We start from the raw sequence: 12,333 nt of genomic DNA on the forward strand, positions 1-12,333 counted from the left end.
TTTATCCGACGAGTCGCGCCCGGAACAGAGGTTCCGGGCGCGACTTGCTTTTACATGCGATGCCGCCGGAGGACATGGCCAAATCACGAAGCCGTAAAAGGCGCCGCCCTACCCCGCAAGCACGCTCTGCCAGTCGATGGGCTGTTCGCCCTCTTCCTTCAATATGCTGTTGACCTGGGAATACGGATGCGACCCCATGAACGCGGGCAGTGTAGCCGTAGCGCGGTTTGCCGAAAGCGGCGAAGGGTGCGTGCTCCTGAGCACATGCTTGTTGGCAAGCGATGCCGCCGCAGGGCCCGCCTCCACGGCTTTCCATGCCCCGTCCACCAACTCGATGGCGTGCTTGCCCCAGGTCAGGAACACCACCGGTTGCGGCACCTCCAAGCAGCAGCGCACCACATGGTCGGTGAGCACCCGCCAGCCAAGCTTGGCGTGCGACGCCGCCGCGTGCTCGCGCACCGTGAGCGTGGTGTTGAGCAGCAGCACGCCCTGCGCGGCCCACGAGGTCAAATCCCCGCTCTCGGGAATGGGACACCCCAGGTCGGCGGCCATTTCCTTGTACATGTTGCGAAGGCTGGGGGGCAGCTTGCAGCCGGCAGGCACGGAAAACGACAGCCCCATGGCCTGCCCCGGCCCGTGATACGGGTCCTGACCCAAGATGACCACCCGCACGTCGGCAGGCGCAGTGAACGCGAGCGCGTTGAGGATATCGTCTTGCGGAGGGTATATGGTCTGCGCATCTCGCATGGCCTCCACCTGCGACAACAACTCCTGCGTGGTTTCGCGCACCTGATTGGGCGCGGCGTCAAGCCACGCGTTCACGTTCTCGTTCGAGCCCATGGGGCCTCCTTCTTATAGAGGGAAACGCCGGCAAGCGGCGTTTTTCCGATTGCATATCGGCGGTGCGGGCAGGGAGCGGCGCCAAAACGACGCACAGCCCCGATCGCACATCTCGCAATCGCGGCGCTACACAACCGACCGAAGCCGGACCGCCGAGCGCTACCTCCCGCGACGGTACTCCTTCACGCGTTCGCAGAACACGGCCAACTCTTCGGGCGTCATCTCGTCGAGCCGCTCCAGGTTCTCGGCAAAATGCGCCAACGTGCCCTCCTGGCGCTGCCGCAGCATGGCGTTGCAATAGCTGACCACCACACCGGTGATAAGAGCGATGTAGAAGATGCTCACCACGCTGAGCAGCATGGTGGCGATGCGCGCCACCGGCCCCGCCGCCGTCACGTCGCCGAAGCCGATGGTGGAAACGGCCTGGAAGCTGAACCACATGCCGTCGCCGAACGTGTTCGCCACCGGGTCGGCAAGCCACACCGCCAGCGAGCACAGCAGGAACACGACGACGAACAGACAGGTGATGGGGCCAAAGCCCGCCTGACGCTCGATCTCCACGAGCATGCGCAGCCTACGCATGGCGCACCCCTTCCTTATCCGACGTTGCCGAGCCGAGCGCGTCTTCGGCCTTTTGCGGGCTCAACACCCTCGGCAGGGGGATGGCCGCGCCGATGGCGGCCGCCGCCAGCATCACGATCACGCCCTTGAGCGGGAAGCACATGACCAGCAGAAGCGCTGCCATGAGCGGCTGGCGCATGACCGCGCCCATAAGCGCCGAGGTGCACGCGGCAACGCAAAAGACCGCATCGGCGCCGCTGATCTGGGCAAAGCCGTAGCCAAGCGCGATGCCCGAGAAGATGACCGGGAAGAAGTGGCCGCCGCGCCAGCCAAGGTTGATGCACGCGGGGGTGAGTGCCGCCTTCACGAAGCCCGTCGCCACCAACGCGCCCGCCGGGATGGCGGTCCAGCGCGCCATGAGCAGGGTGGACTGCGTTTCGCCGGCGAACATGGTATAGGGAAGCGCCATGCCGCAAAGCGCCAAGGCCAAGCCGGCCAGCAGCGCCTTGGCAACTGGCTTGTCACCTATGCGGCGCACCAGCGCGCCGGTAGCGGCGCCCGAGGCATGGTAGGCCCAGCCGCACGCCGTGCCCGCAAGCGCCAGCGGCACCAGCCACGCAAGCTCGCGCGGCCCCACGTTGGCCGCCGTGAAACGCGGCAGACCGCCCCCGCCGCCAATCAGCTCGGCAAGCCCGAAGAACGCGCCGAGGGCGCCCACCACGGCGCATAGGTACACCGCCGCCTTTCCGGCGCGCGGCAGCTTGATGTCCACCTCGCCTTCCAGCCCGCGCCCGTCGGCGGTGCCCGCAAGAGGCGCGGCGAAACCGTAGAGCGGGGCGGTGAACAGGGCCGTCAGCGCCGCCTGCGTGCCGGCCACGGTCATGGCGCGGAAGTCGGCGCCGAAGCGGCGCATGCGGTCGCCCACCCACGTGCACAAACCGGCGATCACGCCCGTCAGGCCCGCCTCGGGACCCACGCTGCCGCCGAACAGCAGCGGCAGCAGCGCCGAAAGCGAACGCTTGCCAAGGTGATCGTAAGGGTAGCGCCCTTCGCCTTTCACCTTGCCCATGACCACGTTCAGCTCCTCGGGCGCGAAACCGACATGTTTGTCGTACAGCCCGATGGCAAGGCCGCCGATCAGGCACACGATCAGCGGCCATGCGGCGAACCCGAACGGCCCCGACGCAAGCGCCGGAACCTCCTGCCCCGCCGCGGCCCCGAGCATCTGCGGCAGCTTCTCCCACAAAAGCCCCAGGCCGATATCCATGCAGAAGAAGAACGCCCACACGAACGCGCCGGCGATGGCGCCCGTGATCAGCACGCACAGCGCGAACAACAGCCGGTTCGCCGGCTTGGCAAGCTTGCCCATGAGAACCCCTTGGCATCAAGCTGCGGGCCGAACGGGCGCGCAGCGTTGCGGTTATGTCAGCCATATTGTAACCGTTGACCCGCCGGGCAAGCCAAGGACCCTCCCCCAACACGACATGCCTAAGCTGCAAGGGGCGCAGTCGCCCTAGCCTTCGGAAACCTCCACCACGTCCGTGACGACCTCAAGCGGGCATTGCGCAACTACAGCCTGGCCCCTGTCGCCTAGATCGATCAGGGCAGAATCGCCTTCCTGCGGGGCGAAGCGGAAGGAGATAGTGTTGCCGGAAGGCGCGTCAGTGATGGTGACCTCCTCGCCGTTGGAGGTGGCATTGCCCACCCACGACTCGTAAGTGCCATCGGCGGCCCGCACCGCCAGGATGCGCTGGGTCCCGTCGTCGGTGAGCGCGTAATACACCGTCGCGCCATCATCGGTCTGGCCCACATATGCACCGGTCACTTCTTGGATCACCTTGGTGACCATCACGGGGTCCGCGCTCGCCGCGCCGGCGTCGCCCTGCTCGACCACGGCGGACTCCTCCACCACCTGGCCGTTGTCGTCGTTCGAGTTGCCGCTGCAGCCGGCAAGCGCGCCGCCCGTTATGGCCAGCGTCGCCACTATCGCCACCGCCGCCGAGGCACGTTGTACGCCCTTGATATGCTTCTCGTTCATGTTGCGCTCCTATCGCGTCCGTTCGGGCCCTATTGCCCGACGCCGCAGTATAGGAGCGGCGAAAACCCCGCACCGTGCCCGCCTGGCAACCGTTTCCGCGCCACAACCGACCCGTTCACAGCGCGCCGCCATCCCGTTGCCCTCCCGTTGGGAATGCGGGCCCGGGCAACAAAAAACCGCCTTCCGCCCCTGGTTACCCCAAGAAACGGAAGACGGTTCGAAAAGCGGTCGAAGCCGAAACCCCGATAGGCCGGCAAGCGGCAGACACGGCTTTACGCCAGCATCATGAACAGCTTCGCCAGCACGAAGCCGATAAGGCCGCATGCCGGGAACGTGATCACCCATGCCAACAGCATGTTCTTGGCGATGCTCCAGTTCACGCGCTTGATGGAACGGCTGGCGCCCACGCCCATGATGGCCGACGTGTTGCAGTGGCCTGTGGACACCGGCATACCGGTAAGGCTTGCGAACAGCAGCGTGAACACCGTGGAGAAATTGGCGGCCACGCCCTGGTACTTCTCCAGCTTCACCATATCCATGCCCACGGACTTGATGATGCGCTTGCCGCCCACCACCGTGCCGGCAGAGATGGCCAGCGAGCACGTGATCATGACCCACATGGGGAAGCCGCCCGCGTCGGGCGTGGAGCTGCCGAAGGAAAGCGCGATACCCAGCATGGCGATGGACATGAACTTCTGGCCGTCCTGCGCGCCGTGCAGAAACGACAGAGCCAGCGCGCACAGGTCCTGGATGGCAGTGAACACGATGTTGGCCGCCTGGCGGTTGGCCATCTCGAACACGCGCTCGATGATCTTCGTGAACACCCAGCCCAGCGCAAAGCCCGCCAGCAGGGAGAACACCATGCCGTAGATGACCTTGACCCATTCGGAGGGCACAACGCCCGCCCAGCCGTTCATGGCCACCGCGCCGCCGGTGATGCCGGCGATAAGGGAGTGCGATTTCGAGCAAGGGATGCCGAAGAACCAGCAGAAGATGCCCCAGCCTATGGCGCCGATCATGGCCGCCACCAGGGCAAGCAAGGCGGCATCGGTGTTTCCTGAGAAGTCGACCATGCCGAACATGGTCTTCGCCACGGCCGTGGAGATGAACGTCATGCCCACCAGGCCGACGAAGTTGAACACGGCGGCCAAACCGATGGCCGTGTTCGGCTTGAGGCAACGCGTGGAAACCACCGTCGCGATGGCGTTCGGCGCATCGGTTGCGCCGGACACCGCGGTAACGCCGATGATGAGCACCAAAATGACGAACAGGATAGGCTGAGCCATAGCCTGCGCAAGAAAGTCAGCAAACGTAAGCGCCATGCAATTCCCCATACTCGTAAGAGTTGCGTCAATTTTTTGACGTACGCTTAACAATACTACATTCGGGCATGCGAGCGCTATGCCTTGAACCCAGCTTCTTCCATCAACTTTTCCGCACCGCACGCCATCGAGCGCCCGAACGTCGACGGCTCCCCCGACAGCCAGCCTGCACCGCCGCCCCCGATACGCGACGGCCGAGGCGAAACATGAACAGGGGACGGAGGTGCGTTCGGGAAAAGGCCTGCGAAACGCAAGCTTTTTCCCGAACGCACCTCCGTCCCCTGTTCACCCCCTGTTCACCAGAACGCAACAGTCGGCGCGCCGCCCTGCAGCAGCGCCCCGACCGCACAATCCGATAAGCCGTCGAGCCGGCGCTAGCGCCCGCCCTCGGCGATCTGGCCGTCCCGATACGCCTCCAGCAGCTGCTCGAGGTCCTCGACGCGGCGGCGGATGTCGGCGCCGTCGTCGGTATCGGCCACCAACGTGCGATGCTCGACGCGCTCGACCACGCGGCGGCTCGAGTGGATGTCGAGCTCTTCGACCACTGCCGCTGCCGCGGACTTCAGCGGCTCGTGCGCCGCCAGGATGAACTCGTAGGAGTTATCGATGAGCGTGTAGCCGGCGATGCCCGTGGTGGGCTGATAGGCCCTCGAGAACCCGCCGTCGATCATGAACACGCGTCCGCCGCACTTCACGGGGTCCTCGCCGTCCTTGACCTTGACCGGCACGTGCCCGCACACGATATGCGACGTCTCCGGGTCCATGCCGAAGTCCTCGAAGATGCCCGCGATCACGCGCTCGTCCTCGATAAGCGTGTAGAAGGGGTTCTTCACCTCCTTGCGCGCGACCTTGTCGGCGATGAGGTACAGCTCGAACGTGGCCATCTTGCTCTTCGCGAACAGCGGGCTTCCCTCGCCCAGCCACAGGTACCACAAAAGGTCGCGACCGCGGCGGCTCTCCTCGGCGTCATGGCTGAAGAAGGCGGCGCGCACATAGCGCTCCATCACGTCGTAGAGCGCGCGGCCCTTGTAGCGGCGGCCGAACACGTCCACCTCCTTCAGACTGCCGTCGGCGTTGAGCGGCACGCAGGCATGGAACATGAGGTTGCCGTTGCGGATCTTGTACAGGCTGCCCACTTCCAGGAAGAAGCGCATATGACGCTGCAGCTTCTCGCATCCGGTGAACGCGGCCTCCAAGCGGCACATCACCTCTTCCTCGGCGGGCGTGAGCGCGAAGGGGTTTTGCGGGTCGACCGTGGGGAACACGCGGTCGGTCAGCGGGTACTCCACGCCATCGACCACCACGGTGCCCGCCTCGTAATCGATCTTGTCCAACAGTTTGCGGCTTTCCAGCCCGAATTCGGGGTACTCGTCGATCAGCGCCGCCTCCACCTTGAACTGGATGATGGCCATGGCCTTTTGGATCTTCACGTTCATCTCAAGCTCGGACGGCGACAGGTCGGGGTTGCCCTTCAGGCCGAAGCCCACGCACGGATCGTCACGGTACGCGTCAAGGGCGAAGCTTGCCAGCGGCAGGATGTTGATGCCGTAGGCGTCCTCCAAAATGGACAGGTTGCCGTAGCGGGCGCAGTTGCGCACCACGTGCGCGATGCAGCCGCGCTGCCCGAGGGCCGCGCCCATCCACACGATGTCGTGGTTGCCCCACTGGATGTCCACCTTATGCTGAGCTTGCAGCGTCTCCATAATGACGTCGGGGTGCGGGCCGCGGTCGTAGATGTCGCCGATGATGTGCAGCTGGCTGATGGCCAGGCGCTGGATGAGCTGCGCGAGCGCCTCGATAAGCGCGATGCCGCGGCCGGTACGCACCGCTGCGTCGATGATGCCGGCATAATATGCTTCCTTGTCCACACCGTGGTTATCCTCGCTCATCAGCTCCTCGATGATGTAGGCGAACTCGGCGGGCAGCGCCTTGCGCACGCGGCTGGTCGTGTACTTGCGCGCAGCGCGCTTGCAAACCGCCACCAAACGCGGCACCACGGTGGCGTACCAGGCGCGCTCGTCTTCCACACCCGCCAAGATCAGCTTCGCCTTCTCGCGCGGGTAGTAGATGAGCGTGGCAAGCTCGCGCTTCTCGGCCTCGGTCAGCTGATCGCCGAACGCCTCGTCCACCTTCAGGCGGATGGACCCCGACCCGTTGCGCAGGATGTGGCTGAACGCCTCGGATTCGCCATGGATGTCGGAGCAGAAGAACTCCGTGCCCTTCGGGAGGTTCAGGATGGCGCTCAGGTTGATGATCTCGGCCGCCGCCAGCTCCTGCGTGGGAAAAGATCGGGCCAACAATTCCAAGTAGCGCTTCTGATCCGCTTCCATGAGAACCTCCTCAGGTCATCGCACATTGATGGCACGATGGTACCGCGCACAGCCCTCCCCCGCGCACCCGCACCGGTAAACGGCGCAACCCGAACGCAGGCGCGCCCCGCGCAGGCGCTTGACCACGCGGAGATTTTCTTGTTCGCACGCCCGACCGGCGAAGCGGGTCGCTCGCGGGCGGTACAATAGGCGCTGCGAACCTACGGCGACCATGTTGCCGTTACCTATATAGCAAGGAGCATCCATGGAACGCATTGCAAGCTTTTCCGTCGATCACCGCGTGCTCGAGCCCGGCGTGTACGTGTCGCGCCGCGACTCCGACGCCGCCACCAGCTGCACGACCACCACGTTCGACCTGCGCATGACCGCCCCCAACCGCGAGCCGGTCATGGACACCGCCGCCGTCCATGCCATCGAGCATCTCGGCGCCACCTTCCTGCGCAACGATGCCGAATGGTCCGGCCGCGTGATCTACTTCGGCCCCATGGGCTGCCGCACCGGCTTCTACCTGGTGGCCTTCGGCGAGCTTGAGTCCGCCGACGTGGCCGACCTCGTGCGCCGCATGTTCGCCTTCATCCGCGATTTCGAGGGCGAGATCCCCGGCGCCAAGCCCGAGGAGTGCGGCAACTACCACGACAACGACCTCGTGCAGGCAAAATGGTGGGCACGCCGCTACATGGCCAACACCCTCGAGGTGCTCGACGAGGCGCACACGCACTATCCCGCCCTGCTCGACTAACGAAGGCGAACAGGGTGAACAGGGGACGGAGGTGTGTTCAGGATAAATCTCCGGGAATGAAAGGCTTGCCCTGAACACACCTCCGTCCCCTGTTCACCACCCCTCTGCTCCGCACGCGTGCGTCCTCGGCTTCCTTCCGGCACGCGCTTCCCTTCCCCGATCAGAAAGCAACTTATGACTACAAGCTTCAACACCATGGGCATCATCGGCGCCATGGACGTGGAAATCGCGCTGTTGCGCGAAGAGATGGCGAAGGCCGGCGCGGTGAAGATCACGCGCATCGCCGGCATGGAGTTCAACGTGGGCACCATCGGCAACGCCACCGTCATCGTGGTGCAGTGCGGCGTGGGCATGGCGAACGCCGCCACGTGCGCGCAGGTGCTCATCGACCGCTTCGGCGTGAGCGCGCTGCTCAACACCGGCATCGCCGGCTCGCTGGACGCATCCATCAACATCGGCGACATCGTGGTGGCCGATGATGCGGTCAACCACATCATGGACGTGCGCAATCTGGGCTACGCCGCAGGTCAGACGCCGGGTCTGGACACGCTCGCGTTCCCCTGCAGCCCGGCGCTGTCGAAATCGGTCCTCGCCGCGGCTTCGGCGATAGGCGCCACCACGCACACCGGCCGCGTGGCCTCGGGCGACCGCTTCGTGTGCGACAACTTCGAAAAGCAGCGCATCGTCGAAACGTTCGGCGCGAAGTGCTGCGAGATGGAAGGCGCAGCCATCGCGCAGGTCGCATGGGCCAACGGCGTGCCGTGCGCCATCGTGCGAGCCGTCTCCGACAAGGCCGACGGTTCCTCGTCCATGGACTACCCCACGTTCGAGGCGCAGGCGGCCCGCAACAGCGCCGCGCTCGTCATCGCCATGCTCGAGCGCCAAGGCTAGCAAGCCGCGGAACCGGTGCCGCGCGTCGTGCGGCACCGACCCGCACGCGCAGCACACCCGGGCTCAGGCTGCGTTCGCGCTACCGCCCGCCCCGCATCCTTCAGGACGCCCCGAGCCGCAAACCGGCGCACACAACCGCCCGCGCGGCACTTCGGAAAACCCGAGTCGCGCGAACCCGCGGGTCCGGCTCTAACCCAGGCCCGAGGCCCCAAATCCCCCTAGAACACGACGATCGGACGCTTCCCCATGACCTTCGATGACAACATGCTTCCCACCATCGACGACCCCGCCGTCAGCCTGGTGCGCGACGAACGCGGCCTGGCGCTGGCGGGCGAAGGCATGGAGTTGCGCTGCGATCTTGCGGGCATGCTGCCGCGCATCAAGCCCGGCAGGCTCTCCCACGAGCTGCTCGTCCGCGCCGCGCGCGTCAAAGGCGTCGATCAGCCGCGCGCCATCGATGCCACCGCCGGGTTCGGGGAGGACGCGCTGCTGCTGGCCGCGGCCGGCTTCCATGTGCAGCTCTTCGAGCACGACCCCGTCATCGCCGCGCTGCTCGCCGACGGCCTGGCGCGCGCCGCCGCCGACCCGCAGCTTTCGCCCATCGTAGCGCGCATGCGCCTGACCAGCGGCGACAGCGTGCAGGCGCTTGCCGCACGCGCATCCATGGACGTGGCCAAACCCGACGTGGTCTACCTCGACCCGATGTTCCCCGCCCGGCAGAAAAGCGCCGCGGTCAAGAAGAAGTTCCAGCTGCTGCACCATCTGGAGGCGCCGTGCACCGACGAGGAAGGGCTGCTGCGCGCCGCCATAGCCTGCGGCCCGCGCAAGGTGGTCATCAAGCGCCCGGCGAAGGGCCCGTACCTGGCCGGCATCAAGCCCAGCTATTCCATCGACGGCAAGGCCGTGCGCTACGACTGCATCGTCCCCGCCAGCATGAAGCTATAGAACGCGAACGCGAACAGGGGACGGAGGTGCGTTCAGAATCGACCTTTCATTCCCCAAAGGCCAACCCTGAACACACCTCCGTCCCCTGTTCGCGCCGCATGACGCCCGACGCTTCGCCCGCAGGTTGCTTAGCCCTCCACCTTCGCGTAGAGCTTCATGGCCGCCACGAACGCCTCGCCTATCGCGTCGAGCGTCAACCCGCGCGGCATCACGTACCCGATATGCATGCGCTCGCCGGAGCGGATAGGCACCGCCGTGATGGCGCCGCGCTGCAAGAACTCCGGATACACGCCGCTAGTCACGGTATAGGCGTCGGAGTGCAGCATGAAGCTGGTGGCGAAACCGCGATCGCTGACCTTCACCGTCTTCGCCGAGGGCGCCCACAGCGGCTCTTCGGAAAACGCCGACGACTCATATGCCCCCTGCACGAACGACAGCTGCGGATACGGATACAGGTCGTCAAGCGAAACGCTCTCCCGCCCCGCCAGCGGGTGCCCGATACGCAAAAACACGTGCGGCACTGCTTCGAACAGCTCGTAGAACTCCAGTTTGTTGCGGTCGAGCACGCGCCCCACCGCCCCCTCGTTGGCGCGCGAGAGGTATATCACGCCCAGGTCGCTGTCGCATCTTGCCACGTCATCGATGATCTGCTGCGTCTGCGTCTCGTTGAGCACCAGGTCGAACCTGCCCGAACCCACCTGCTGCGCAACGTCCAAAAACGCCCGCTCCACAAACGTGAAGTGATGAGAGGAAACCGCGAAGCGCATGCCCTCGGGCTGGTTGCCGCCATAGCGGCGCTCAAGGTTGTCCATCTGCAGCACCACCTGCCGCGCCCGGCCTAGGAACTCCATGCCCTCCTTCGTGGGCGTAGCGCCGGTATTCCCGCGGGTGAACAGGGAAAAACCCAGTTCGCGCTCCACGACCGACACTGCCTCGGACAGGCTGGGCTGCGAAACCGACAGCACGCGCGAAGCCGCCACCATCGACCCCGTTTCCGCGATCTTCAACATATAGCGCATCTGTTGCAGCGTGATCTTCATGCCAACCCTTCCGGCGAAAAGAGAAACCTTCGAAAGCCAAGTATACGTCACGGCCCGCACCAACCCCCAAACGCCCACAGGCGGGTGAAGCCGCGTACAGCTCGGCTTCACCATCTCGCTTACCCCTCTTTGCACACACGCGCGCGCAAGCAAGTATACTGGCGGAAAGGGGAAAGCTGCTGCGCAAAGGCGCTTTCACGCGACGCCGGGGCCGCCGTTGCGTCGCGCAAACGCAAACGGAGGAGGACATCATGACCGCCATAACGCTTCTTGCAGCGCTCGCGCTCATCGCGCTTGCAAGCGCGGGCATTGCCGCATGGGCTCGCAACGCCCGGAAAACCGGCGCGAACGCCCCGGGCGCGCTCGCATGCGCCGCCGTGGCCATCGCAACCGCCGGCACGCTCGCCATCGCCCCGGCGATACCGGCGTTCGCAGCGGACGAATCGCATCACGCAGACGACGACCACGCCTGGTCAGCCGACGAGATCGCCGACGATGCGAGCGGCATGCTGGGAGACGACATCATCTGGTTCGGCCAAAGCAAGCTGTTCACGAAAACGGCCGCACCTAACGACATCCTCGCCGCGGGCCAGTCCATCGCCGTAAGCTCATGCACCGTATCGGGCAGCATCCGCGCAGCAGCCGAGGACATCGCCATCAGGGGCGCCAACGTGGCGCACAGCATCACCCTTGCCGCAAAAGATGCCACGGTGAGCGACACCACGGCGCAGGCGGTGGCCATCGCCGCCAGCGATGCAAGCTTCTCCGGCGAATGCGATGCGCTCTACATCTGCGCCGAGCACGCCGTCATCGACGGAACCGTCCACGGCGACGTCGTGGTCAACGCCGACTCCGTACGGCTGGGCCCGAACGCCCACATCGAAGGCGCCGTACGCGGCTCTGCCGGCGATCAGCCCGAGATAGCCTCCTCCGCACAGCACGGCGCACTGGAGCTTTCCATCCACACGCAGGACGATAAGCCTGAGCCCGCGTTCAATGCGGTCAGCACCTCGCTGGCAGCGGTCTATAGCGCCCTCGCGTGCCTGGTGACCGCGGCGGCGGCCGAATGGCTGGCGCGCAAGCACACCGCAAACGCCGCCCAGCTGGCGAAAACCCGCACCGGCTACCTGGTCGCCTCCGGGATCATCGGCGCCATCGCAGCGCCCGTGGCGGTGATCATCCTGTGCTGCCTGGTTATCACGCTGCCCATCGCCGGCGCCGCAACGTTCTCCCTGATTGCGCTCACCATCGTCTCGGGCGGCTTCACCGCCGCCGCGCTGGGCAAGCTGGTCTTCAAGAACCTGGGACGATTCCCCGCGGCGCTTGCTATGGGCGCCATCCTGGGCGCGGCATGCGCGCTGCCCTACATCGGCAAGCCGCTGGCTGCCGCCTGCTTCATGTTCGCCCTAGGCTACCTCATCCAGAACGCGTTCCTGGGATTGACGAACCGCAACGAGGGCGCGCCGACGCCGCAGGCGGGCAACCCCGTCTCGGCTGCAGCGGCGCCTGCACCCGCGCCGGCAGCGCCGGCGTCTGCAGCTGCTCCCCGGCAGCCCGACGCTCCGCAAAACGGCTCCGGCAATCCGCCGCAGGCGCCCACAGCATAACCTGCGCACCATGCAAAAGG

Annotated in this window: 11 protein-coding genes; 4 read left to right on the forward strand and 7 right to left on the reverse strand. The window is 65.7% G+C overall.

Annotation, left to right across the window (positions count from 1 at the left end; translation table 11 throughout):
- Positions 1-108: 108 nt before the first annotated feature.
- The 6 genes from ung to RDW26_RS05715 all read right to left on the reverse strand — a co-directional run bounded on the left by ung (position 109) and on the right by RDW26_RS05715 (position 7,091).
- Entirely contained in the window at positions 109-840 is a 732-nt protein-coding gene (ung, locus tag RDW26_RS05690; RefSeq protein ID WP_307982858.1) for a uracil-DNA glycosylase, read from the reverse strand.
- Between the two features lie 159 nt (positions 841-999).
- Positions 1,000-1,422, reverse strand: a complete 423-nt coding sequence (locus RDW26_RS05695) for a potassium channel family protein (protein WP_307982859.1) — start codon at positions 1,420-1,422, stop codon at positions 1,000-1,002.
- Positions 1,415-2,770 carry a chloride channel protein gene (locus RDW26_RS05700; protein WP_307982860.1) on the reverse strand — a complete coding sequence of 452 codons (1,356 nt, stop codon included), beginning with the start codon at positions 2,768-2,770 and terminating at the stop codon, positions 1,415-1,417. Before RDW26_RS05700 ends, RDW26_RS05695 begins: the two co-directional genes overlap by 8 nt.
- 144 nt (positions 2,771-2,914) lie before the next feature.
- A complete protein-coding gene (locus RDW26_RS05705; RefSeq protein ID WP_307982861.1) occupies positions 2,915-3,439 on the reverse strand; it encodes a hypothetical protein in 525 nt (174 codons plus the stop codon).
- 272 nt (positions 3,440-3,711) lie between these two features.
- Positions 3,712-4,761 (reverse strand): inorganic phosphate transporter, encoded by a 1,050-nt coding sequence (locus RDW26_RS05710; protein ID WP_307982862.1) that lies wholly within the window; start codon positions 4,759-4,761, stop codon positions 3,712-3,714.
- 374 nt (positions 4,762-5,135) lie between these two features.
- Positions 5,136-7,091 (reverse strand): fructose-1,6-bisphosphatase, encoded by a 1,956-nt coding sequence (locus tag RDW26_RS05715; RefSeq protein ID WP_307982863.1) that lies wholly within the window; start codon positions 7,089-7,091, stop codon positions 5,136-5,138.
- 244 nt (positions 7,092-7,335) lie between these two features.
- Here RDW26_RS05715 and RDW26_RS05720 point away from each other — a divergent pair, with 244 nt between their 5' ends.
- From RDW26_RS05720 to RDW26_RS05730, 3 genes are all read left to right on the forward strand, one after another.
- Positions 7,336-7,830 carry an S-ribosylhomocysteine lyase gene (locus RDW26_RS05720; RefSeq protein ID WP_307982864.1) on the forward strand — a complete coding sequence of 165 codons (495 nt, stop codon included), beginning with the start codon at positions 7,336-7,338 and terminating at the stop codon, positions 7,828-7,830.
- A gap of 174 nt (positions 7,831-8,004) precedes the next feature.
- Entirely contained in the window at positions 8,005-8,721 is a 717-nt protein-coding gene (locus tag RDW26_RS05725; RefSeq protein ID WP_307982865.1) for a 5'-methylthioadenosine/adenosylhomocysteine nucleosidase, read from the forward strand.
- Between the two features lie 246 nt (positions 8,722-8,967).
- Positions 8,968-9,666, forward strand: coding sequence for a class I SAM-dependent methyltransferase (locus RDW26_RS05730; protein ID WP_307982866.1), 699 nt, complete (start codon positions 8,968-8,970; stop codon positions 9,664-9,666).
- Between the two features lie 128 nt (positions 9,667-9,794).
- On the opposite strand, the gene RDW26_RS05735 is transcribed toward RDW26_RS05730, so the two are convergent.
- Positions 9,795-10,706 (reverse strand): LysR family transcriptional regulator, encoded by a 912-nt coding sequence (locus RDW26_RS05735; protein ID WP_307982867.1) that lies wholly within the window; start codon positions 10,704-10,706, stop codon positions 9,795-9,797.
- A 251-nt stretch (positions 10,707-10,957) separates the two neighbouring features.
- Between RDW26_RS05735 and RDW26_RS05740 the strand changes: the two genes are divergently transcribed.
- The gene (locus RDW26_RS05740; RefSeq protein ID WP_307982868.1) at positions 10,958-12,313 is read left to right on the forward strand and encodes a polymer-forming cytoskeletal protein; all 1,356 of its coding nucleotides are present in this window, start codon (positions 10,958-10,960) and stop codon (positions 12,311-12,313) included.
- The last annotated feature ends 20 nt before the right edge of the window (positions 12,314-12,333 follow it).

Source organism: uncultured Senegalimassilia sp. (assembly GCF_902464545.1).
In the GTDB taxonomy this organism is placed as follows: Bacteria; Actinomycetota; Coriobacteriia; order Coriobacteriales; family Eggerthellaceae; genus Senegalimassilia.

Coding starts and splice junctions, on each gene's coding strand:
- RDW26_RS05710 (WP_307982862.1), bottom strand. CDS start 4,761: ATGGCGCTTACGTTTGCTGACTTTCTTGCGCAGGCTATGGCTCAGCCT.
- RDW26_RS05740 (WP_307982868.1), top strand. CDS start 10,958: ATGACCGCCATAACGCTTCTTGCAGCGCTCGCGCTCATCGCGCTTGCA.
- RDW26_RS05705 (WP_307982861.1), bottom strand. CDS start 3,439: ATGAACGAGAAGCATATCAAGGGCGTACAACGTGCCTCGGCGGCGGTG.
- RDW26_RS05730 (WP_307982866.1), top strand. CDS start 8,968: ATGACCTTCGATGACAACATGCTTCCCACCATCGACGACCCCGCCGTC.
- RDW26_RS05735 (WP_307982867.1), bottom strand. CDS start 10,706: ATGAAGATCACGCTGCAACAGATGCGCTATATGTTGAAGATCGCGGAA.
- RDW26_RS05715 (WP_307982863.1), bottom strand. CDS start 7,091: ATGGAAGCGGATCAGAAGCGCTACTTGGAATTGTTGGCCCGATCTTTT.
- ung (WP_307982858.1), bottom strand. CDS start 840: ATGGGCTCGAACGAGAACGTGAACGCGTGGCTTGACGCCGCGCCCAAT.
- RDW26_RS05725 (WP_307982865.1), top strand. CDS start 8,005: ATGACTACAAGCTTCAACACCATGGGCATCATCGGCGCCATGGACGTG.
- RDW26_RS05695 (WP_307982859.1), bottom strand. CDS start 1,422: ATGCGTAGGCTGCGCATGCTCGTGGAGATCGAGCGTCAGGCGGGCTTT.
- RDW26_RS05720 (WP_307982864.1), top strand. CDS start 7,336: ATGGAACGCATTGCAAGCTTTTCCGTCGATCACCGCGTGCTCGAGCCC.
- RDW26_RS05700 (WP_307982860.1), bottom strand. CDS start 2,770: ATGGGCAAGCTTGCCAAGCCGGCGAACCGGCTGTTGTTCGCGCTGTGC.